This window comes from Brevundimonas sp. FV1ps31S (genome assembly GCF_058681265.1).
In genome coordinates this window covers 341,233-364,843 of sequence record NZ_CM178735.1, presented here as the reverse complement: position 1 = coordinate 364,843, position 23,611 = coordinate 341,233, and the positions used below count along the sequence as shown (strand labels likewise).

Genomic DNA, 23,611 nt, shown 5'->3' with positions numbered 1-23,611 from the left:
AATGCGATCACAAGGTCCTGGTGGAGCCAGACGGAGTCGAACCGACGACATCCTGCTTGCAAAGCAGGCGCTCTACCAACTGAGCTATGGCCCCATTCCAACAGGAACGGTGCAAAGCCCAGGAGAGCTGTCATACGATACTGCCTGTGGGCTGGAGGCCAACCCCAGCAACCAGCATGAGCTGGTAGGCCCGGGCAGACTCGAACTGCCGACCTTACGCTTATCAGGCGTACGCTCTAACCACCTGAGCTACGGGCCTATGGCAGCGACAGCCGGGCTAAAGGCCCAGGCTCGCGATCGCGTCACCAATACATCAACCCGTATGGTCGATGCGTCGATGACGAAAGTGGAAAGAGAAACGGAGACGGCGGCGTCCCGCAGTTTATTGGAGCCTCAATAGACAGCCTCGTGAGAGACGGCCTGGAGAAGCATCCTTAGAAAGGAGGTGATCCAGCCGCAGGTTCCCCTACGGCTACCTTGTTACGACTTCACCCCAGTCGCTGACCCTACCGTGGTCGCCTGCCCCCTTGCGGTCAGCGCAGCGCCTTCGGGTAGAACCAACTCCCATGGTGTGACGGGCGGTGTGTACAAGGCCCGGGAACGTATTCACCGCGGCATGCTGATCCGCGATTACTAGCGATTCCAACTTCATGCCCTCGAGTTGCAGAGGACAATCCGAACTGAGACGACTTTTAAGGATTAACCCTCTGTAGTCGCCATTGTAGCACGTGTGTAGCCCACCCTGTAAGGGCCATGAGGACTTGACGTCATCCCCACCTTCCTCCGGCTTAGCACCGGCAGTCCCATTAGAGTTCCCAACTAAATGATGGCAACTAATGGCGAGGGTTGCGCTCGTTGCGGGACTTAACCCAACATCTCACGACACGAGCTGACGACAGCCATGCAGCACCTGTGTCCTAGTCCCCGAAGGGAAAGCCAGATCTCTCTGGCGGTCCAGGCATGTCAAAAGGTGGTAAGGTTCTGCGCGTTGCTTCGAATTAAACCACATGCTCCACCGCTTGTGCGGGCCCCCGTCAATTCCTTTGAGTTTTAATCTTGCGACCGTACTCCCCAGGCGGATTGCTTAATGCGTTAGCTGCGTCACCGAAATGCATGCATCCCGACAACTAGCAATCATCGTTTACGGCGTGGACTACCAGGGTATCTAATCCTGTTTGCTCCCCACGCTTTCGAGCCTCAGCGTCAGTAATGAGCCAGTATGTCGCCTTCGCCACTGGTGTTCTTCCGAATATCTACGAATTTCACCTCTACACTCGGAGTTCCACATACCTCTCTCACACTCAAGACACCCAGTATCAAAGGCAATTCCGAGGTTGAGCCCCGGGATTTCACCCCTGACTTAAATGTCCGCCTACGCTCCCTTTACGCCCAGTAATTCCGAGCAACGCTAGCCCCCTTCGTATTACCGCGGCTGCTGGCACGAAGTTAGCCGGGGCTTCTTCTGTAGGTACCGTCATTATCGTCCCTACTGAAAGAATTTTACAATCCTAAGACCTTCATCATTCACGCGGCATGGCTGCGTCAGGCTTTCGCCCATTGCGCAAGATTCCCCACTGCTGCCTCCCGTAGGAGTTTGGGCCGTGTCTCAGTCCCAATGTGGCTGATCATCCTCTCAGACCAGCTACTGATCGTCGCCTTGGTGAGCCTTTACCTCACCAACTAGCTAATCAGACGCGGGCCGCTCTAAAGGCGATAAATCTTTCCCCCGAAGGGCACATTCGGTATTAGCACAAGTTTCCCTGAGTTATTCCGAACCTAAAGGCACGTTCCCACGTGTTACTCACCCGTCCGCCACTAACTCCGAAGAGTTCGTTCGACTTGCATGTGTTAGGCCTGCCGCCAGCGTTCGCTCTGAGCCAGGATCAAACTCTCAGGTTGAGTTGACTTCTGACCTAAGCTTGAAGACACACCGAAGTGCGCCTTGGCATTAGTTCTACGTATTTTATTGACGAGTTCCCACGTCATCGATCCGAAGACCGACGCATGGTATCTTTTCAAAAAGACCGCAGATAGTCAGTGTCGTATGATGACCTCTAGGGTCATCGCTAGAACACCGCCGCCTGCGTTTCTCTTTCCATATCAACAATGTCAAAGACCTAAACCGCATCAGCGGCCCGACTTGTTTAGCGCCTCGTCGTCGGCGGAGGCGGCGATTTAGAGAACCGCGAACCTCGTGTCAACCGCTCTTTTCAGAGATTTTGCAGACCCGAGAGCGAACCCTCAAAACCACAAAAAATCACCGGAGGAAAACGCAGAGGCCTTCCTCTTAACCGTTCGGCGATTCGATTGGAGCGCGGAACCTATTGAAACCAACCCAGGAAAGCAAGAAGTTTCTCAACTCTTTCTTCCCCTCAAAAACCCCGAAACCAAAGCTCCGAAGCCCTCAGGGCCGGCCCGTTTCCGAGCGAGGCGGTCCTATACGGGGGAGGCTTTTAGGCCGCAACCAGATTCTGAAACTTTTACGAAAAACTTCAGCGAACCCCGATCAGGGTAGGACCCCGACGCCCGTCCGAAGGAAAGCTCTCTGGCAGGGCCCGCCGCTTCACAGGCCGTCGCCAAACGTGCGCTCTCCCCGACGCAGACCCACATTCCCTTTATAGGGCCGATCATAGACCCCTTCACGAAGCCCCCCCCTAGGACCGCCCCCGCGCGAGCGCCTGCGCGCACGCCCCTCATCCGTCCGCGCAGCCTTAAGACTCAGGCGCACGGAGCCGTCGCCGTACGCCACGAGATCGCGAAAACGGGCCTTATGTGATGAAACGTTTCACTTTTTGAGGCGCTGAAGACGCCCCGGTCGGCGAGAAGGCCGCGCGCGCGCGGGAGCTGTTGCGGCAGATTAAGCAGTGACAGCCTAGAAAATGTCATCCAGCAGAAGTTCAAATGTCACGGATGAAGAATATGAAACGTTTCATCTTCTCAGGAGGGACCTGACGAGGAAACGGGGATCACATCATGACAAAGTCCATCTGGCTCGCCTCAAGCGCCCTTCTGATGGCCCTGGGCCAAGCCGCAGGGGCACAAGCCGCGGGGGCCCAAGCCGCTGGCGTCCAAACCATCAGGGCCCGGCAGGCCGATACGGAATCCGGCGCCCTCGAGGAGATCGTCGTCACCGCCGAGCGGTTCGGCTCGGGCCTGACGCGGGCGACCTTCGTTCTGGGCGCCGAGGATATCGGGGACCGCCCGCTGGGCGCAGATATCATGCAGAGTCTGGTCAAGGTTCCCGGCGTCCAGGTCTCGACCGGCGACGCGCGAGGCGGCAGCTTCTCGTTCGAGCTCTACATGCGGGGCCTGAACAAGGAGCAGATCGGCCTGACGATCGACGGCGTGCCGACCGGCGACGCACGCTTCAATGGCGGGTCTCCGCCCACCCGCTTCATCGAGGCCAGCAATATCGGCCGGATCATCGTCTCGCAGAGCGCCGCCGATATCGGCGCCCCCTCGCGGTTCGCCCTGGGCGGTTTCATCGATTTCGTGACCGACAGCCCAACCCGTGATCCGGGTCTGACAGTCGAAGCCGGCCTGGGCTCATTCGATTTCGTCCGTCTTTACGCCCGCGCGGATTTCGGCGAGCTGGCGCCCGGCCTCACTGGCTACGTCTCGGCCTCGCATCAGGAGAATGACATCTGGGCGGGGCGAAACAGCCGCTCCAGCGTCCGGGACCACTATGAGGTCAAGCTGCGCAAACTGTTCGACAACGGCTCGTCGATCCAGGGGCGTGTGTCCTACAATGACCAGACCGACAACGACTTCAACATCGTCACCAAGGGCGAGTTCGAGGCTGATCCGCACAGCGACCAGGCGACCGACGCCGTCAGCGGCGTTCCCGCGAAGGACGTCAATTTCGGCGGCGCCCTGGGCGGCGTGCGCAAGGATCTTCTGGCCTATGTCAACGGCCGGTTCGTCCTGAGCGACAGGATCACGCTCAGCCTCAATCCCTATTACCAGACCCTGGACGGCGAATCCTTCCGTTACCAGGACCGCGCCCGGCGGCTGACCGGCGCCGACCCGCGCGCCGTGACCGGCTATAACGCCAACGGCGGGGCGATCCGCCCCGCCCTGATCACCACGCGCGACAGCAACGCCGTGGGCGGACCGGCCGACATGCGGGTGACCCCGCGCGATCGCGAACGCTATGGCCTGACCTCGGAACTGAAGATCCGGGACCTGGTCCCGGGTCACGACCTGCGCGTCGGCGCCTGGTATGAAGGCGGGGATTCAAGCGAAAGGCGGAACTTCTACCGCATCACCGATCCGGTCCGCGGCGTCGCCTATGACCGCAACCAGCTGAACTACGTCGAATACGAGCGCACGGCGGAGGTCGAGACGGTCATGCTGTACGCCCAGGACGAGGTCCATCTGTTCGACGACCGGCTGAAGCTTGCCCTGGGCGTCACCTGGTATGATGTCCGCTATGACGCGAAGTCGCCGCTGGAGTACCAGGCCAACCTCGCCTTCTCGCAGGCGTCGGACGTCAATCCCAAGCTGGGCGCGACCTGGCGGCTGACGCCCGAATGGGAAGTATTCGGCGGCTATGCACGCAACTTCTCGGGCATTCCCGAAGACGCCTTCCTGGGTTCGACGGCGGTGATCAATCCCGACGATCTGGCGCCGATCCAGACCCGCAACCTGGACCTGGGCCTGCGCTATGTCTCCCCCGACCGGGCCTTCTCGATCCAGGCCTATGACGTCGATCTGGAGAACGGCGTCGGCGTCGTTCCCCGGGATCCCGCCGCGACCCTGGACCCGGACGAGATCGTGCGCGGCAATGTCGCCACCCGCGCGGCCAACACCCTGGGCCAGACCTCGCGCGGCGTGGAGGTGACGGGGTTCCAGGACCTGGGGGCCTTCGACCTCTACGCGGCCTACGCCTGGCAGGACGCGACCCACGACGACCCCGCCGTCGGCAGCGCCGACCGCGCCACCCTGGCCTCCCTCGGGATTATCGGCGGCGCCCGGGTGCGCGACATCCCGCGCCACTCCCTGTTCGCCCAGGCCGGCTGGTCGCCGACGAGGGCCCTGCGGCTGGAATTGAGCGCCCGTCATGTCGGCGAGCGAGTCGGGGGCCATATCATCGCCCCGACCACCTTCCGGGAAGTCGGGGTCGAGACCCTGGACGCCTATACAGTGGTGGGGCTGACCGCCCGCTATGATCTGGAACGCGCCGGCCTGCCGGAGACCCGGCTGCAGCTCAACATCGACAATCTGCTGGACGAGACCTATCTGGCCGCCGTCAGCAGTTCGACGGCGACCCAGCCGGAGTTCGGCCTCTCGTCCGGGCCGAACGTGCGCACCCTGGATCGCTATTTCGTCGGCGCGCCCCGCACGGTCACCGTGTCGCTGCGCGCCCGTTTCTGATCCGCTTGACCTGATACGCCCCGCTGCCCACTGAGGGCGGCGGGGCGGTTCGGTCGCTTCATGGCTTCAACCAAGGTCTTTCACCCGGAATGGACACCACACGCCGCCCGACCCTGAAGGACGTCGCCCGGGCGGCGGGCGTGTCCCTGGCCAGCGCCTCCTATGCGATCAACGGATCCGGCTCCGTGGGCGAGGCGACCCGCGCCCATATCCTGCAGGTCGCCGCCGGGCTCGGCTATCGGCCCAACGCCAGCGCCAAGGCGATGAAGACCGGCCGCACCGGCGCCCTTGGCCTGGTCCTGCCCGACCTGACCAACCCCTTCTTCCCCAGCCTGGCCCAGGCCGTGCTGCAAACCGCCCGCCGCCAGGGCTACAATGTGCTTCTGGCCGACACGAGCGGAGCCCTGGAGGAGGAGCGGACGGCCATCCGCTTCCTGATCGACCAGGGAATCGACGGTCTTCTGTGGTTCCCCATCGACGACACCGATCCCAGGGGTCGCCGCCCGGCGCCGGAAATGGACCGTATCCCGATCGTGGTGCTGGATCGCAACCTGCCCGACCACGACGTGGTCCTGGCGGACTATGCGCTGGGGGGACGACTGGCGGCCGAGCATCTGATCGCGGCCGGCCATGTCGACATCGGCGTCATCTCGGGCCCCCACGCCGCCTCCAGCGCGCGCGACAGGACCGAGGGCGCCGTCCAGGTCATCCAGCAGAAGGCCCGCCTCGCCTGGCAGGTCGAGAACGCCTTTTCGCTGGACCTGGACCCGCCGGCCCTGGACGCCCTGGAAAGGCGCCAGGTCACGGCGGTGATCGCCGGTTCGGACATGATCGCCATAGGCGCCATCCGCCGCCTGCAGGCCCTGGACCTGTCCGTGCCCGACGACGTCTCGGTCGTCGGCTTCGACGACATTCCCTGGGCCGCGCTGAACAGCCCGCCCCTGACCACCATCGACATGCCGATCGAGGCCATGGCGGTCTCGGCCATCGACACCTTGATCCAGCGGATCGTCGAAGGCCCGGGCGCCCGGCGCAGGACGGTCTTCGACGTTTCCCTCATAGAACGGGCGTCGGTCCGCCCGCCGCGATAGGCTGCGCCCCAGCCGAAGCCCGACGACATCGAACCTTCACGCTGACGCGCTAGATCGCCGGCTGGGTGAGGGCGTCCGTTGGCTTATGATCGCGACGACAGTCAGGCGGCGACGGACTGGGCGCCGGTCCTGGATTTCGCGCGTCGTCTGGCGCGCCGAAGGCTCGGCCGCGCCGATCTGGCCGAGGACGTGGCGCAGGAGACGGTGTTGCGGCTGGTGGAGTATGGCCGCGGCGGCGCGGTGATCGACAACCTCTATGGCCTGGCTTTCCGGATCGCGGAGAATCTCGTGAGCGAACATTTTCGACGCGAACGCCGGTGGGGGCAGGTGGAGCTTACCGAGACCCTGGCCAGCACGGATCCGGCGCCGGATCGGGTGATCGAGGGTCGAGAGGCGGTCGCCACCCTGAAACAGGCCCTGGCGCGGATGCCGGCCCTGCGGCGGGACATCATAATTCGACGGCGCGTCCGCCATCAGAGCTGCGCCGCCATCGCCGCCGACCTGGGATTGAGCGTCAAGGCGGTGGAAAAACATGTGACTCGTGGCCTACTGGATCTCAACCAGGCGTTCGACCAGAACGGGCGCGGTCGGGGGAAGGTGCATTGAAGACGGATCAACAGCGCATCATGGCCGATGCGGCGGCCTGGGTGGATTGGTCCGCCAGGTCCGATGTCAGCACGGCGGAGGCGGTCGCCTTCGAGCGTTGGATGGGCGAGAGCGAGGCGCATCGCCGCGCCTTCGCCGATCTGGCGGCGCTGTGGCGGTCGGACGCCCTAGGCGAGGCGGCGGCCGACCTCGCGACCGCGCCGCGTCGCCGCCAGCGATCCTCACCCTGGCGTTTCGCCCTCCCCTCGGCGGTTGCGGCCGCCTGCGCGGCCTTGGCGGTTCTGTACACGCCCTGGATGGATCACCGCACGCTGGAGACCGCACGGGCAGAGCCCCGCGATATGACCTTGGCCGACGGATCGATTGTCCGTTTGAGCGGCGGGGCGCGCCTGGTCGTGCGGCACAGTCCGATGCGCCGCTGGGCGACGCTCGAGCGCGGCGAGGCCTTCTTCGACGTGCGTCACGACGGCCGCGCCTTCGTGGTCGCCGCCGGCGAGGGCCAGGTTCAGGTCATGGGCACAGCGTTCAACGTCGACCGCCTCTCGTCGGGCCGCACCGAGGTCGCCCTGTATCGCGGGGCGGTGCGGGTGCGCGGACGTTCGAAAGAAACGATGGATCTGCAGCCGGGCGATCGCGTGATCCTGGAGCGCGGACGGCTCGAGCGGGCGCCGCGCCTGCGCGTGGCCCGGCCCGACTGGATCGACGGCTGGTTCGACACCCAGGACGCCAGCCTCGGCCACCTGGTCGAGGAGATCGACCGGTTTTCCACCAAGCCGATCACGATCGATCCGGCCGCGCGGCGGATGCGGATCAGCGGCCGTTTCCAAGTGGGGGAACCGCGGTCCGTACTGGCCCTGATCGAGGCGGCCTATGGCGTCCGGGTGGTCGAGGACAGCGAACGCATACGGATCGAACGGCGAGAATCGTAGCGAAAACGTCGCCAATATTTCAAGTTTGAAAAGGTAGGGTTCCGCACCGGCCGGACATCTTTCCCCGCAGGCGATCAACGCCGATTTTCTCCCGGGGACACCAAATGAAATCCGACCTGACGCAGCGTGCGTCCGTCTTCGCCCTGGCGGCCGCCCTGGCCGCCGTCACGCCCGCGGTCGCGACCGCCCAGGCGGCGCAGCAGACCTTCTCCATTCCCGCCCAGGACCTGTCCCTGGCGCTGAACGACTTTTCGCGGGCCACCGGCCTGCAGGTCGCGGCCCAGCCCGATCTGCTGCGCGGTCGTCGCAGTCGCGCCGTCGAGGGCCGTTTCTCGGCCGCCGAGGCTCTGTCGCGCATGACCGCCTCAAGCGGCGTCCAGGCCCGTATCGTCGGGCGGTCGGTCCTGATTGAGGCCACTGCGCCGGTCGCCGCCGCGCGGCGTATCGAACGCAGCGCCGCCGCTCGCGCGCCCCAGACCCCGGCGGCGTCGGCCGCCGCGCCGCAGCCGGCTGAAATGGATGAGATCGTCGTCACCGGCTTTCGCAGCAGCCTGAACGCGGCGCGGGACATCAAGCGCGCCGCCGTCGGAACGCAGGACGTCATCGTCGCCGACGACATCGCCGCCTTCCCCGACCTGAACCTGGCGGAATCGCTGCAGCGGGTGCCGGGCGTGGCCATCACCCGCGACGCGGGCGAAGGCCGTCAGATCTCGCTGCGCGGCCTCGGCCCGGATTTCACCCGCACCCAGCTGAACGGCATGGAAGTTCTGGGCAACACCTCGTCCGGCTTCGACAACCGCGGCTCGGTCAGCCGGACCCGCAGCTTCGACTACAGCCTGTTCGCCTCGGAACTGTTCAACCGCGTCACCGTCGAGAAATTCTATGCGGCCGAACAGGACGAAGGCGGCATCGGCGGCACCATCCGGCTGACCACGGCCCGCCCGTTCGACTACGCCGGCGCGCGTCTGGTCCTGGGGGCCAAGGCCCAGACCAACTCCAACACCGACAGCGTGACGCCGCGGGTCATCGCCCTGGCCTCCAATCGCTGGCAAACCGGCGCGGGCGAGTTCGGCGCCCTCTTCTCGGCCGCCTACACCCGCAACGACGTCAATGAATACGGGATGCGGAGCTGGAACTGGACCAAGATCAACGTCAACGCCGCCAACATCGGCCCGAACGTGCCCGCCGACATCCGCGACCGTCTGATCAACGACAAGGGGCTGGACCGCCTCTCGGCCCCGCAAGCGGTCAGCCCCTCCACCTGGTACGCCGAGCGCGAGCGGATGGGCTTGACCGGCTCGCTGCAATGGCGGCCGAACGACCGGACCGACATGAGCCTGGACCTGCTGTACGGCACGCTCAGCAACGACCGGAACGAATACGCCCTGGCACCCGCCGGCGTGAACGCCCTGACCGGCGACGTGAAGGGCACGCAGATCCTGAACGCGGTCGAGGTTCGTGGCGACAGCATCGTCTACGCCGACTGGTCGGGCGTCGATATGCGCAATGAGGCCAAACACTCCGAGGACAAGACCACCTTCACCCAGGCGGTCTGGAACGGCGCCTATGAGGCCACGGACACGCTGCGGTTCACCGGCCTGGTCGGCTATGCGCGATCGGAGTTCGAGGAGCCGATCTTCGACAAGATCTTCATCCAGGCGGTCAACCAGGACTTCAGCTACGACTATCGCGGCGGCAGTCCGGTCAAGGTCGGCTACGGCTTCGACACCACCGATCCCAGCCTGTGGGGCCTGATGCGGGCCGACGCGCGCGAGGACTATATCCTCAGTGAGTACAAGGTCGCCGAGATCAACGGGGCCTGGGACTTCAACAGCGTTTCCACCCTGAAGTTCGGCGTCGAGTACAAGGACTTCCAGAACGAGGGCTGGAAGCGGTTCAACCGCGTGGACTGGTACAATAATCCGGCTCGCCCAAGGCCGGTTCTGGGGGTCATCGGTTATGATTCCCTGCTGCCGTATATCGTCGCGGACGTCGACGCCACCTTCGACCTCACCGGTCAGCTGCGCGACCTGACGCCGGCCAACGACGAGGCGGGCACCAACTTCCAGCTGACCGAAAAGACCACTTCGGCCTATGTCCAGTACGACCTGGACACCACACTGGGCGCCATGCCGCTGCGGGCCAATGTCGGCGTGCGCTACTACAGCACCGAACTGACCTCGGCGGGCAATGTCGTGACCAACGCCGGCCTGGTTCCGGCGGTGATCGAGAACGACTATGACGGCTTGCTGCCGACGGCGAACGTCTCGCTGGAGGTCATGCCCGACATGATCCTGCGCCTGGGCGCCAGCCGCAACATCAGCCGCCCCAGCCTGGGCGACCTGCGCGCGGCCGGCTCGGTCAGCTTCACGCCCTTCGGCGGCAGCGTGAACGCCGGCAATCCGAACCTGGAGCCCTTCCTGGCCGACTCCATCGAGGCGTCGTGGGAATACTACATGGGCGACGCGGGCCTCGTGTCGCTGGGCGTCTTCTACAAGAACATGGATTCCTTCATCACGGCGGAGACGGCGTCGGTGCCCTACGGCACGATCGGCTATCCGCTGTCGCTGCAGGGGCCCGGTCAGAACGCCGACACCATCTACTCCTACAGCCGCCCGGTGAACGGCGACGGCGCCTCGATCCAAGGCGCGGAACTCGCCGTCCAGCGCGACTTCGACTTCCTGCCGGCGCCGTTCGACAAGTTCGGGATCGCCGCCAACGTCACCTATGCGGAAGGCGAGACGGACTCCTTGGTCGACGGGGTCAAACGCACCCTGCCGCTGACCAACCTGTCCAAATGGTCGACCAATGCGACCCTCTACTATGAGACCGAAGTCTGGGGCGCGCGCGTCTCCAGCGCCTATCGCGACGACTATCTGGACGGCATCGGCGGAAACGGCAACTTGGGATCGGGCTACAAGGCCACGAACAATATCGACGCCACGGCCTTCTGGAACGTGACGCCGGACCTGAAGCTGGTGATCGAGGGCATCAACCTGACGAACGAGGCCATCGACCAGTACACCGACCTCGTCGAGGAACGCTCGCTCTCCTACACCAAGAGCGGCCGCACCTTCACGGTCGGCCTGACCTACGCCTTCTGAGGCGCCAGGGGCCGTCGCCGCCAAGGCGACGGCCCGACGGCCGATCAGGCGGTCAACATCGACGGCGGCTTCACCTTTGATTGACGCGCCGAGGCGTCAGCGGTCGGTCCTCAATCGTCGAAAGCGAGAGCCGACCGCTGCTGCTCCAGTTGGAAAAGACCGCCGCAGGCGGCGTCGCCCACCACCGCCTGGCGGCGACAGACGGAGACGAGCCCCTCGCGATCCGCCTGAGCCTTGGCTCGTTCGGCGTTCGCCAGACGGGCTTCGGCGTCGAGACGGTCGACCAGGGGCCGCTGGGCGGCCGCGACCTCATCGGCCACGCTGCGGGCCGAGATCGCGCTGGCCTCGAGGGCCGCTTCGGCGGCGCTCCGCCGCAGCTCCGCCGCGCGGGCGGCGTGGAAGGCGGACAGCGCCTGCGCCTCTGCGGCGTCACGCGCAGCCCGCAGGCGCGCCTCGGCGGCGCGGAGGCCCGCCGTCCGTTCGGCGACTGCGGCGGCGGTCGAGCCGCTATCGAACAGAACCCAGCGACCTTGAACGCCCACGCGCCATTCGTCGCTGCGATAGCCGGGCAGGAACTGGTCTCGCACCTGGGCGGCCTGCGCCGTCAGGGCGACGTTCGGCCCATAGGCGGCGCGCGCGGCTCGCAGGCCGGCGCGCGCGACGGCCACCTCCGCCTCCGCCGCGCCGATCTCGGGACTGGACGCCGCTGCGCCGGCGAGGAAGCCGTCGAGATCTTCGGTGGCCCCGGGCGCGTCCGGCAGCGGCGCCAGGCCCTCGGCCGGCTGGCCGACGATACGTTCGAACTCGGCGCGCGCGGTCTCGAGCGCCGCCTCCGCCGCCGCCCGCTCGGCCAGGGCCTGGGCCCGGCCGGCCGTGGCCTGGGCGTAATCGGACCGCGGGATCTCTCCGGCCTCGAACCGTTCGGCGGCCTGACGGGCGACCTCGGCGGTCAGGCTGACCTGGCGTCGGGCGGTGTCCAGGGCCTGTCCGGCGACCCGGACGTCAGCGTAGGCTTCCGTGACGGCGACGGTCAGCCGCGCCTCCACCGCGCGCAAGGCCTGGCCGGCGCGCCGCCGGTCGGCTGCAGCGCCCTCCACGCCGGCCCGGAGAGCCCCGCTGGCGAACAGGGGCTGTGTCAGTTCGATCGCCGCCGATGAGGGCGTCACATCCTCTCGCTGGAAACCGAAGAAGCCGCCCAGGTCGCTTTCACCGTCGGCCGCCATGGCGTTCAAAGCCACGGTCGGCCCCCGCGCCGCCCGCGCGCGCCGCTGTCGCGCCGCCGCCGCCTCGCCCTCGGCCGCCGCGACCTCGAGGCCGGGATTGTGAGCGCGCGCCGCCGCCAGGGCCTCGGCCAGATCCATGGCCGAGGCGGGAACGGCCGCACCCGCCAGCAGCAGGGCTAGAAGAGGCGCCGCCGGCCTCATTTGAAGGCGCTGCCCGACTTCACGCCCAGGGCCTTGAACACCATGGCCGCCGGGCAGAAGCCGGTGAAGGCGGCCTGGATCATGTTCAACCCGGCGAAGACGGTCAGGGCGATCCACCAGGGATGAAGCGTCAGGCTCAGTCCCACGCCGAGCAGGACGACGGCGCCGGCGAAGGCGAGGACAGCGCGATCCAGATTCATTCTAGTCTCCGTTTCAGAACAGGCATTCAGGATTTCAGGGCCGTGTCAGACGGTCTCGATCACGGTCAGGTCTTGAGCTTGTGGGCGCCGATCAGGTCGAGCGCCATGCGTTCGTAGAAGGGCACGCTCTCGCCGCGCCGGACCTTCGCCAGGAAATATTTCTCGAAGCCGATCTTGGCCAGGTGCACCCACTTGCCGCTCGAGGCCCAGTTGATGTTGCGCGGCGGCAGCTGGGGCTGGGCGAAGAAGGCCACGCCGCCGTCGCCGAAATCAGCCAGGCAGATGGCGTTCCAGGTCGCCTCGTGAGTCGGTTCCTTGCCGGCGATCTCGTCCGCCAGGTTGTGAGCGATGGCCGTGACCATGCTTTCGATCATGAAGCCGGTCTTGGGCACGCCCACCGGCACCGGCGTCGGCCCCAGCGGCGGAATGGCGACGCAGACGCCGAGGGCGTAGACGTTGGTGAAGGTGGGATTGCGCTGGCGGCTGTCCGCCAGGACAAAGCCGCGCGGGTTCGTCAGGCCCTCGATCCCCCGCACCGCCTCCACGCCCCTGAAGGCGGGCAGCATCATCGAATAGACAAACGGCAGATCATGCTGGGCCTTCACCGCGCCGTCCTCGGCGATCTCCTCGACGTGCATCGTCCCGGCCTCGACCGAGGCGACCTTGGCGTTGGTGATCCATCGGATGTTGCGCTGGCGCAGTTCGTGCTCCAGCAGACCCTTGGTATCGCCCACTCCGTCCAGCCCCAGGTGGCCGATATAGGGTTCGGCGGTGACGAAGGTGATCGGCGTCCGGTCGCGAATCTTCCGGCGCTTCAGCTCCGTGTCCAGGATCAAAGCGAACTCATAGGCCGGGCCGAAGCAGGAGGCGCCCTGGACGGCGCCGACCACCACGGGCCCGGGATGGGCGGCCAGCGCCTCGAAGGCTTTCGAGGCCGCCTCGGCATGGTCCACATGGCAAACTGACTGGGTGAAGCCTGAATGCGGCCCAAGCCCCTCGATCTCGTCGAAGGCCAGGTCGGGGCCTGTAGCGATGACGAGATAGTCGTACGACAGGGTCTCGCCGCCGATCAGGTCGATCTGGTTGTCCGTCGGCCGCACGCGCTGTGCGCCGCTGTCCACGAACGCGATGCCCCGCTTCTTCATCACCGGCGGCAGCGCGACCTCGATTCCCTGTCGCTCACGCCAGCCCACCGCCACCCACGGGTTGGACGGGACGAAATGGAAACTCGATCCCTTGTTGACGACAGTGATCCGGGCGCGGTCGCGGACCGCATCCTTGATCTCGAACGCCGCTATCGCGCCGCCCAGGCCGGCGCCCAGGATCACAATATGGGGGATGGTCTCGGCCATGGTCGCTTCCTCCGGTCGGGAGGCGCTGGATCGCCTCGCCTGACAGCTTGCCTATAATTTATATATACAATATATGCAAATACGAAACTATTGATCCGGAGGCGGCATCGCGCCTCGAGAGGAGCCGGCCATGACGCAGATCAAGGATATTCTGAACCTCAACCCCGAGGATGCGCACCGCATGCAGCAGGAGGGACAGGCCGTGATCATAGATGTGAGGGAGCCTTCGGAATTCGCTGTGGAGCGCATTCCCGGCGCCTTGAACCTGCCACTGGCGACTTTCGATCCGACCAGCCTCCTGGCGGTCGTGGAACCGCAGCGGGTCATCTTGCAGTGTGGATCCGGCGTGCGTTCGATAAAGGCCGTGATGGCCTGCCGCCTGTCGGGCCTTGCGGCCGACCAGCACCTGGCCGGCGGCATCGGCGCCTGGAAGGCGGCGGGCCTCCCAACGATCCGGATCGACCCGGCCACGGGCCGGCCGGTCTGACGCGATCAGGATAATCACCATGTCGACGATCGCCGCCCGTCTGGGGGCCGCCGCGCTCCTCGCCGTCGTTCCCGCCGCCTGCGGCCCGAAGCCGGAGCCGGCCGAGCGCCGGGCCCCGCAGCCGATCGCCGGCTCCATGACAGTCGAACGCCGGCCCATCGCCGACATGAAGCCCGTGGCGGGCGAAATCACGACCCGTGACATGAGCCAAGCCGTCGCCCGCATCGGCGGCGTCCTGATCCAGTTGAACGTGCGGGAAGGCGATACTGTGCGCGCCGGGCAGGTGCTGGGCGTCGTGCGCGACGCCCGCGTCGGTCTGGAGACGGCCGGCTATGCGGCGATGGTCCGCGCGGCGGCGGCCGAGGCCGAGCGGGCCGAGGCGGATCTGACCCGCACGCGCGGCCTGTTCGAAAAGGGCGTCTACGCCCAGGCCCGGCTGGACCAGGTCCAGGCCGCAGCCCGCGCCGCGCGCGGAAATCTGGAAGCCGTCCAGGCCCAGCGCGCCGCCAGCGCCGAACTGGGCGTCCAGGGCGCGATCCTGGCGCCCAGCTCCGGCCGGGTCCTGAAGGCGGACGTGCCGCCGGGCTCGGTCGTCCTGCCGGGGCAGTCGATCGCCGTGGTCACTTCCGGCCCACTGGTCGTCCGCGTACAACTGCCCGAAGGTCAGGCCGGGGCCTTGCGGGTGGGTTCGGTCGTGCGGATGACGCCGGAGGGCCCCGGCGGGCCCGCCGTGGAAGCGCGGGTGGCCCAGGTCTATCCGGCTGTAGAGGCCGGACAGGTGGTCGCCGACACCGACGCCGCAGGGCTGGACGCCGCCCTGATCGGCCGCCGCATCGGCGTTCGCCTGCCAGTCGGCGAGCGTCAGGCCATCGTGGTTCCGCGCCGTTTCGTCTCCACCCGCTTCGGCGTCGACTATGTGCGTCTGGCGCAGGGCGAGGAGACGCCCGTCCAGACGGCGCCCGGTCCGGATCCCGACACCGTCGAGATCCTGAGCGGTCTGGTCGTCGGCGACCGCATCGCCCCGCCCCGCGCTATGCCCGGCGCTCCCGTCGTCGCTCCCGCAGGGACGGCGCCCTCAGGAACGCACCGATGAACCTGGGGCTTTCCGGCCGGCTGACCGCCGCCTTCATCCGTTCCCCGCTGACCCCGCTGATCCTGCTGGCGGCGCTGGCGATGGGCCTCCTCGCCGTGATGAGCATTCCGCGCGAGGAGGAGCCCCAGATCAGCGTGCCGATGATCGACATCATCGCGCCCGCGCCCGGTCTCGCGGCCCCCAACGCCGTCGAACTGGTCGGCAAGCCGCTGGAGGAGATCGTCAAGGCCATACCCGACGTCGACCACGTCTACACCTTCGCCGACGACGACCAGGTGATGGTGGTCGCCCGTTTCAAGGTGGGAACGCATCCCGACAACGCCGTGGTGCGCGTCCACGAGAAGCTGCGCGCCAACATGGACCGCCTGCCCGACGGCGTGCCGGAACCCATCGTCAAAGCCAAGGGCATCAACGACGTGCCCATGCTGAGCCTGACCCTGGCGGCCGACGCGACGCACCAGGGTCGCTGGAACGAGGCGACACTGAGGACCATCGCCGACCAGTTGCAGACGGAAGTGGTCAAGGTCCAGGACGTCGGCCAGACCTTCATCGTGGGCGGTCAGCCCGAGGAGATCCGCATCGAGCCCGACCCGGCGCGCCTGTCGCTGAACGGGGTCTCGCTGGGGGCGCTGATGGACACGGTCCGCCAGGCGAACCGCGCCTTCCCCGGCGGCTATGTGCGCCAGGACGGCGGCGTCCGCGCCGTCATCGCCGGCCGCACCCTGGGTTCGGTCAGCGACATCGAACTGCTGGAGGTTCCGACTGCGGGCGGCGGCGTGGCGACCGTCCGCGACGTTGCGCGCGTCGTGCGCGGCCCCGCCGACCAGCAGTCTCGCGTCTCGCGCTGGTCGCGCGACGAGTCCGGCCGCTGGACCCACTCGCCGGCCGTGACCCTGGCCGTCGCCAAACGCGAAGGCGCCAACGCCGTGGTGGTCGCCGAGGCCGTGCTGCATCGGGTCGAGGCGCTGAAAGGGGACCTGATCCCCGAGGGTCTGAACGTCGCCGTCACTCGCGACTACGGCGAGACGGCCAACGAAAAGGCCAACGAACTGCTGTTCCACCTGGCCCTGGCGACCCTTTCCATCGTCATCCTGATCGGCTTCGCCATCGGCTGGCGAGAGGCGGCGGTGACGGCGGTGGTCATTCCAACGACCATTCTGCTGACCCTCTTCGCCTCGAACCTGATGGGCTACACCATCAATCGCGTCAGCCTGTTCGCGCTGATCTTCTCGATCGGCATCCTGGTCGACGACGCCATCGTCGTGATCGAGAACATCGCCCGCCACTGGGCGATGAACGACGACCGGCCGCGCGTCCAGGCGGCGATCGAGGCGGTGGCCGAGGTGGGCAATCCCACGATCGTCGCCACCTTGACCGTCGTCGCGGCCCTGCTGCCCATGCTGTTCGTGTCGGGCCTGATGGGGCCCTATATGGCGCCGATCCCGGTCAACGCCTCGGCGGCGATGATCTTCAGCTTCTTCGTCGCCATGGTCATCGCGCCCTGGCTGATGGTCCGGTTCGCCCGCAAGGCCCTGACGAAGGACGGGGCCGACGGCGCCCCGGCGCACGCCCATGACGCGGGCTGGATGGGACGCGCCTATCGCCGCATCGCCGGTCGGGTCATCGCCACGCGCCGGTCGGCCTGGACCTTCCTGATCGTGGTGGGGATCGCGACCCTGCTGGCCATGTCGATGTTCTATTTCAAGGCGGTGACGGTGAAGCTGCTGCCCTTCGACAACAAGTCGGAGCTGATGGTCGTCGCCGACCTGCCGGAAGGCGCGGCGCTGGAGACGACCCAGCGGGTCCTCGCCGACGCCGCGGCCGTGGCGCGCCGCCTGCCGGAGGTCGTCGCCGTCGACAGCTACGCCGGCGCGGCCTCGCCGTTCAACTTCAACGGTCTGGTGCGCCACTATTTCCTGCGCGCCCAACCCGAACAGGGCGACCTGGCGATCACCCTGGCGTCCAAGGGCGACCGCAAGCGCGCCAGCCATGCGATCGCCCTGGATTTGCGCGAGCGGCTGCGGACCCTTTCGCTGCCGGCCGGCACGGCGCTGAAGGTGGTCGAGGCGCCGCCCGGACCGCCGGTCATGGCCACCCTGCTGGCCGAGGTTTACGGCCCCGACGCCGCGACCCGGCGCCGCGTCGCGGAAAGGCTGAAGACCATCTTCGGCTCCGTGCCCTACATCGTCGATATCGACGACAGCTACGGCGTCGCCCGTCCCCGGCTGCGCCTGACGCCCGATCGCACCCAGATCGAGCGTTTTGACGTCAGCGAGCGCGACGTGCTGGATTCCATCGGCGCGGTCATGAACGGACAGATCGTGGGCTATGTCCATCGCGGCGAGGGTCGCGATCCGCTGGCCGTCACCATAGCCCTGCCCCAGTCGGCGCGCACCTGGAGCGAGGCCCTGGCCTCTACCCCCGTCGCCGCCGCCGGGTCGGGCGCACGCCTCGTCTTGCTGGGAGAACTGGTCGCCGCCAGCCAGGAGCCGGGCTCGACCCACATCTATCGCCGCGACGGCCGCGACGTGGACATGGTGATGGCCGAGCTGGCCGGCGAATACGAGGCGCCGATCTACGGAATGCTGGCCGTCGACAAGGCGGTTAAGGCGGCCGACTGGGGCGACCTGCCCACGCCCGACATCCGTCTGAACGGTCAGCCCAGGGACGAAAGCCGGCCCAGCCTGCTGTGGGATGGAGAATGGGAGATCACCTGGGTCACCTTCCGCGACATGGGGGCGGCCTTCGCCGTGGCGATCCTGGGCATCTATGTGCTGGTCGTGGCCCAGTTCAAGAGCTTCCGCCTGCCGCTGGTGATCCTGACGCCGATCCCGCTGACCCTGGTCGGCATCGTCATCGGCCATATGCTGTTCGGCGCGCCCTTCACCGCCACCTCCATGATCGGCTTCATCGCCCTGGCGGGCATCATCGTGCGCAACTCCATCCTGCTGGTGGACTTCATAAGGCACACTTCAGGCGAAGGCCTGTCCCTGCGCGAGGTGCTTCTGGAGGCCGGCGCCATCCGCTTCAAGCCGATCGTGCTGACGGCGCTGGCGGCCATGATCGGGGCGGCGGTGATCCTGTTCGACCCGATCTTCCAGGGCCTGGCCATCAGCCTGTTGTTCGGCCTTGCCTCTTCCACCCTGCTGACGGTGCTCGTGATCCCGGCCATCTATGTCGTGCTGCGGGACGACGGCCGGCCCCATCTCTCAAGATGACCCACGCGGACGGTGGGCCACACGCCGACGAGCTCGCGCTTGAGCCAGCACCATGACGTACTCGCCGCTTGTTCTCTCTGCTCATCAAGCTACCCAGCCCCGGGGAAGATCACTACTTAAGCCCGCCAGTAGCAGTCGACCCCAAGGCTTAGGTCGACCTCCTACGCCCATCATAACCTCGCGCAGAGGAACGAAAGCACTCTCGTCGTCCTTCGGTGCATCCTCCAAAAGCCGCTTGGAGAAGATTTCAGCTGTCGTTTGGTCGATAATTCGACCTTCGTAAAGCAGCCGCGCTGCAGCATCATCAGTTTCGATCAACGAACCGAATGCAAACAACTGTTCAGCGAGCTTCTCCCTAGACCATCGCAGTCTAGCCCTAAATATTTGGGGACCTTCTTTTCTTATCCAAGTGCTGTCCACGCCGACAGATTAAATTCAGTTAGATTTTCTGATGACTCCGCCTATTGATTACGCGACCAATAGAGTGGCCCAGGCGCCCGCAAAAAATGACGGACGGAAGGTTCTATTTTCGCAACATATGACCCTTGGCGGCAAACCCCGCGCGCCAAGACTGAATCAATGATCCGAGATCGTAGCGAAGGGATTGCCGAAAACCGAATAAGCAAGCCAGGTGAAGTCTGAGTTCTGTTTGCAGGCCTCGCGGGCGGCGCTCGTCGCCTTCACCAGGGTCGCCCCATTCTTCAGCGCCTCGTAGAAGGTCTTGGAAAAGGTCAGGGCCAGGTCGTCGCCGACCGACCACAGGGCGCCCAGGAAGGCTCCCGCGCCGCGGCCCGAGGTCGGGCGCAAGAAGGCGTCGGCGAAGCCCGTGGTCCCGCTCAACCCCAGCCCGACCCGTCCCGTCTGACAGGCGTTAATGAATACGATCGGCTTGGGCTCCTCGGTGGCGAAGCGGAGGTTGGTCTTGACCATGTCCATGGTCAGGACATCGTCGATGATCGAGCCGTCAGGCCGCTGGACGCCCTTCATCAGCAGCGACGCCTGCAGGATCGACATCTGCTCAGCCTGTCCGTGGCAGGCGAAGTGCAGCAGGTCCCACTGGTCGCCTTCGTTCTGCAGCCGTTTGACAATTGCAGCGCTGTTGGCCCCGGTCAGGTCCTGAGCGCCCACGAACTCCGTGGCTAGCATGGTCACCTCGGCCTGAGCACCGGCCAGATGGTAGGCCGGGTTCAGATATTGGGGCGCCACATAACGCACGCGGTTAGGGTCGAGGCGCAGCGTGTCCGACGGTCGCGGCACATTGTGCAGCCAGCGCACGAGGCCCCACTCGCTGAGGAAGCCGTGCTCGTCGGTGGACTGGCCGGTCGGGTCGGTGATGTAGAGCAGCTCCCATGGGATCAGCGGCTCTTCCGAGATCACCTGGATCGCCTCAATCTTGTCCCGGTGCTGCCAGAGCGCCTTGCGAACGGACTCCGGCAGCAGGCCGTTGGCGCGGATCTTGGCGCTGGCGACCAGTCGCTGGAGTACAAGGTCGTATTCCCCGCCTCCCATCGTCCAGGCGTCCTCCATCTCCTTGAGGACCGAGGCAACATAGTCCTGGCGGTTGAAGGCCACCGGCAGCCTGATTTCGTCGAAGGTGGCGATCTTCGGATTCCAGCTGTCGAGATCGAACCGCAGCACCAGTCGACCATCCCCGTCATAGGTCTCATAGATGCGCAGCATGGTGGGCTGCGCGCCGACGCTGCCACTCGTGGAGACGGTCTGGGTGACGCGCAGGCGGTCGGTGGCGGGGTCGACGAAGACCGGCGCGAGGGTGAAGGTCACCAGGGTCTGCAGCGCCTGGCGCACCTCAATCAGCACCTCGGCCTTGCCGGCGCCCAAGCCCTCGACGGCGAAGCGGACGACGTCCTCGCCGGTAGCGGGCGGCAGGAGGCTTTGCTTGTCGTCGCCCACGACCTTGCAGTTTTTCAGGGCGATGACTGCAATCTCCAGCGCCTGGGTGCCGCCGACGGGGATTGGCGCGGTGGTCGCCGCCGCCGCGGCGTGCACGGCGGTGAGGATCTGTTGGCGCGATACGGTGACGAACAGCGACGACGGCCGGCCGAGCTCGGGCGAGCGATCCATCTCGGCGGCGAAGAAACAGTGCCCCGGCGCAGGAGCGGCGACGGGCGGAGCGGCTGCGGCTTTGCGAGACAACGAAGCCTCGCGATTGAGCGTCTGGCGCCGAGGGAACTCGGATGGACTAGGGGCGGATGTCATCATCTCGGAGACGGGGCCTGGGGCTGCCCCCTTGAAAATTGGTCCTCGATACGGGGCGCGCTTGGCGGATTTCGGGGCGACGTCGAGCCACTCCAGCAACCGCCCCCCGAGCGCCTCGGCTTGGAAATAGACGATGTGGTAGACGTCCTCGCCGTCGCCGAACGGGAACACCGCCCCGGCGTCCAGCCGTGACTGGCGCGTTCCGAAGGTGGTCATCGACCGGGTGTGCACGACGAGGTCGTTGGCCTCGGAGAACAGCCGATCGGTCACCTTGTCGAGCAAGGCCTGTTTCAGCTCGCCGGTGATAGCCTTGCCGGGATCGATGTGGGCTACGAAATTTGAGGTGATCGCGTAGTAGGTGGCCAGCCGATCCAGGTCGTCGTTGGCGTTGTTCAGGCTCTCCACCACCGCCCCCGTAGGGAGCATCGAGGCGAGGCCGGGAACCCGCATGTTGGTCACCCCGACCTCGGAGAAGGTCTGCACGAACCGGCCCAGGGTGGTGATCGTCCCCGAGACCAAGGGATTGAGCGCCAGGCCGCCCCCCGTCAGCACCGTCACCGCGCGGGCGGCCGCCAAGGTGGTGTTGGTGTAGAGGTCGACCATCTCCGCCCAATGCGCGGGGTCAGCGAGGTTGGTGCCGCCGTTGGTGCAGCCGACGAAGACGGCCTTGCGCTGCACAAGGTCCGGCCGCTCCCTGGCCAGGATGGTCTCCGCCAGGCAGCGATAGACCAGTCCGCCCCGGCTGTAGGCGATCGCGTCGAGGGTCGAGCCTTGCGGAAGGCCCAGGGAGTGGAGGGCGCGGGCGAAGGCGCGGGCGTTCGCCCGGGCGTCCTCCCCCAAAGTCTTATGGTCGAAACCGAGGATGGCGTCGTAGTGGCCCCGCGCGGCGGCGAGGAATTCCTTGCCGGATTTCGACAGGGTCAACTGGCTAAAGCTGCCGGCGGTGTCCGAGAAGGTGCCGTGCACCATCAACAACACCTTCGCGGGCCTGTCTTGAGCCAGAACCGGCAGCGGCGCGGCGCCGGGCCTCCACAGGGCCGGATCCTCCGGAGCCAGCGACACCAGCCCCCCGACTATGTCGCCCTCGATACGGTCGACGGCGTAGTCGATGATGCCAGTGACCACAAACTTCAGTACATAGGCCCGGACCGGCTCGAGCACCTTGCCGACCAGCCACGAACCCAGGCCGCGCCGCGGGTCGCCGCGCGTCGCCGCCGTCTCGGCCGCATCGCCGTCAAGTTCGAAGATGAGGCTGCGCGGCGCGGCGCGCCGGGTTCCGCCGCCTGCCTCGCCCTCGGCCAGCCTCCAGGCGAACACCCCGCCCTTGCCCTCGACCAGCACCACGGCGCTCTGTCCGGGCGCGACATCCACCTTGACCTGGATCGGCTGGACCGCCTCGAGGGACCCGCGCCGCCCCGGCGGCCGGGCTGCGCGATCGAAGGTCACCGCGGCGGTAATCTCGAAGTTGGCGTCGACCAGGGCGGAGAGGAGAGCGCCGTCCACCTTGTCCGGCGCCGGGCCGGCTTCACCCACCGACCGCCGTCGCGAACGCACCGGCGGCGACGCCGTGGCACGCACCGTCACATCTTCCGGCGCCTCGATCACCACGCCGTTCGCTAAGGTCGTCTGCGCCATGTCGTCCCCCGCCCTTCAGGCCGCGAGCCGGGCGGCCGCGGCGTCGTGCTTTCGGCGCGCCTAGATGTCCAGGGCGCTGATGTAGTCGTTGGTGTAGGCCGCGATCTTCGCGGCGATCCTTGGCCGGGCTTCGGTGAGCACGGCTGCGTTGATGCTCACCTTGCTCGAGGCGTGCCGCAGCGTCGTCTTGCTTTTACGGTGGCGGAAGAACAGCACTTGGGTGAGCTTGGTCTTCGCCCGCAGGTCGAAGGCCATCAGCGCCACCAGAAAACCATCTGCCTCGTCGGGCTGAGCCAGGGCGACCTGGAAGTGAGCCGCCTGGGCGTTCTGGCTTTCGCGGCGGAAGACGGTCAGCCAGGTCTGGTCCTCAGAGGACTTCTGCATGGCGTCGAGGGTCGCCGTGATGACCGCGAGCGCAGTGGCGCCGGGGCCCATCAGCGTGGTGGCCAGGGCGATGATCGCCTTGTTGGCCTCGAAGTTGTCACCCTTCTCGACATATTCGGAAAAGCCGCTCTGCTGGATCACCCAACCCATGTGGCTGAGGGCGTCGAAGTAGGCGTTGTACCAGGCCACCATGTCGGCGGGATCGGGCGCCTTCTTCTTGGCCGCCAGTTGCGCCAGCAGAGTGCAGTTAATGATGTCGGCGCGCGCCTCCTCGGAGACCCCCGCGACGAACGAAACCACCGATGAGCCGACCACCAGGCCCTGGTTCGCCGCCTCGTCGAGCACGCGCTGGGTGACGGTGGGTGTCCCGGCGATCGGCGTGCCCCCCTCGGATCCCGGCACGGTCCTCACCAGGCGTGACGGCGGGGGAAGCTCCACCATGTCAATAAAGTCCAGCGCTCTGCGCACCGCCGTGTGGTTGTCGGTCATGCCCCC

Annotated in this window: 13 protein-coding genes, 2 tRNA genes and 1 rRNA gene; 8 read left to right on the top strand and 8 right to left on the bottom strand. The window is 66.4% G+C overall.

Annotated elements, in window-relative coordinates; all coding sequences use genetic code 11:
• Positions 1-18: 18 nt before the first annotated feature.
• The 3 genes from ACVPT3_RS01765 to ACVPT3_RS01755 all read right to left on the bottom strand — a co-directional run bounded on the left by ACVPT3_RS01765 (position 19) and on the right by ACVPT3_RS01755 (position 1,899).
• Positions 19-94: transfer RNA gene (locus tag ACVPT3_RS01765), tRNA-Ala, on the bottom strand.
• 88 nt (positions 95-182) lie between these two features.
• A tRNA-Ile gene (locus ACVPT3_RS01760) sits at positions 183-259 on the bottom strand.
• A gap of 179 nt (positions 260-438) precedes the next feature.
• Positions 439-1,899 (bottom strand): 16S ribosomal RNA (locus tag ACVPT3_RS01755).
• A 1,074-nt stretch (positions 1,900-2,973) separates the two neighbouring features.
• Between ACVPT3_RS01755 and ACVPT3_RS01750 the strand changes: the two genes are divergently transcribed.
• From ACVPT3_RS01750 to ACVPT3_RS01730, 5 genes are all read left to right on the top strand, one after another.
• Positions 2,974-5,376, top strand: a complete 2,403-nt coding sequence (locus ACVPT3_RS01750; RefSeq protein ID WP_492042509.1) for a TonB-dependent receptor — start codon at positions 2,974-2,976, stop codon at positions 5,374-5,376.
• 89 nt (positions 5,377-5,465) lie between these two features.
• Complete coding sequence (locus tag ACVPT3_RS01745; RefSeq protein ID WP_492042508.1) at positions 5,466-6,467, top strand: LacI family DNA-binding transcriptional regulator; 1,002 nt, start codon at positions 5,466-5,468, stop codon at positions 6,465-6,467.
• Positions 6,468-6,545: 78 nt separating this feature from the next.
• Positions 6,546-7,073: an RNA polymerase sigma factor gene (locus ACVPT3_RS01740; protein WP_492042507.1), complete on the top strand. Its 528-nt coding sequence runs from the start codon at positions 6,546-6,548 to the stop codon at positions 7,071-7,073.
• Positions 7,070-8,002: a FecR family protein gene (locus ACVPT3_RS01735; RefSeq protein ID WP_492042506.1), complete on the top strand. Its 933-nt coding sequence runs from the start codon at positions 7,070-7,072 to the stop codon at positions 8,000-8,002. The genes ACVPT3_RS01740 and ACVPT3_RS01735 overlap by 4 nt, the downstream gene beginning before the upstream one ends.
• Before the next feature lie 104 nt (positions 8,003-8,106).
• Entirely contained in the window at positions 8,107-11,106 is a 3,000-nt protein-coding gene (locus ACVPT3_RS01730) for a TonB-dependent receptor (RefSeq protein ID WP_492042505.1), read from the top strand.
• A gap of 110 nt (positions 11,107-11,216) precedes the next feature.
• Here the strand turns inward: ACVPT3_RS01730 and ACVPT3_RS01725 are convergent, their stop codons facing one another.
• The 3 genes from ACVPT3_RS01725 to ACVPT3_RS01715 form a co-directional block, all read right to left on the bottom strand.
• Positions 11,217-12,530 (bottom strand): TolC family protein, encoded by a 1,314-nt coding sequence (locus tag ACVPT3_RS01725; RefSeq protein ID WP_492042504.1) that lies wholly within the window; start codon positions 12,528-12,530, stop codon positions 11,217-11,219.
• Positions 12,527-12,730 (bottom strand): YgaP family membrane protein, encoded by a 204-nt coding sequence (locus tag ACVPT3_RS01720; RefSeq protein WP_492042503.1) that lies wholly within the window; start codon positions 12,728-12,730, stop codon positions 12,527-12,529. The genes ACVPT3_RS01725 and ACVPT3_RS01720 overlap by 4 nt, the downstream gene beginning before the upstream one ends.
• A 65-nt stretch (positions 12,731-12,795) precedes the next feature.
• Positions 12,796-14,082, bottom strand: a complete 1,287-nt coding sequence (locus tag ACVPT3_RS01715; RefSeq protein ID WP_492042502.1) for an NAD(P)/FAD-dependent oxidoreductase — start codon at positions 14,080-14,082, stop codon at positions 12,796-12,798.
• Between the two features lie 130 nt (positions 14,083-14,212).
• Between ACVPT3_RS01715 and ACVPT3_RS01710 the strand changes: the two genes are divergently transcribed.
• From ACVPT3_RS01710 to ACVPT3_RS01700, 3 genes are read left to right on the top strand one after another with little or no spacing between them, the layout of a single operon-like run.
• Positions 14,213-14,569, top strand: coding sequence for a rhodanese-like domain-containing protein (locus tag ACVPT3_RS01710; RefSeq protein ID WP_492042501.1), 357 nt, complete (start codon positions 14,213-14,215; stop codon positions 14,567-14,569).
• Positions 14,570-14,588: 19 nt separating this feature from the next.
• On the top strand, positions 14,589-15,662 hold the full coding sequence (locus ACVPT3_RS01705; RefSeq protein ID WP_492042500.1) for an efflux RND transporter periplasmic adaptor subunit: 1,074 nt from the start codon (positions 14,589-14,591) through the stop codon (positions 15,660-15,662).
• Entirely contained in the window at positions 15,659-18,880 is a 3,222-nt protein-coding gene (locus ACVPT3_RS01700; RefSeq protein WP_492042499.1) for an efflux RND transporter permease subunit, read from the top strand. Before ACVPT3_RS01705 ends, ACVPT3_RS01700 begins: the two co-directional genes overlap by 4 nt.
• 576 nt (positions 18,881-19,456) lie before the next feature.
• Here ACVPT3_RS01700 and ACVPT3_RS01695 read toward each other — a convergent pair.
• Positions 19,457-22,732, bottom strand: a complete 3,276-nt coding sequence (locus ACVPT3_RS01695) for a CHAT domain-containing protein (protein WP_492042498.1) — start codon at positions 22,730-22,732, stop codon at positions 19,457-19,459.
• 60 nt (positions 22,733-22,792) lie between these two features.
• A complete protein-coding gene (locus ACVPT3_RS01690; RefSeq protein ID WP_492042497.1) occupies positions 22,793-23,605 on the bottom strand; it encodes a hypothetical protein in 813 nt (270 codons plus the stop codon).
• Between the last annotated feature and the right edge of the window lie 6 nt (positions 23,606-23,611).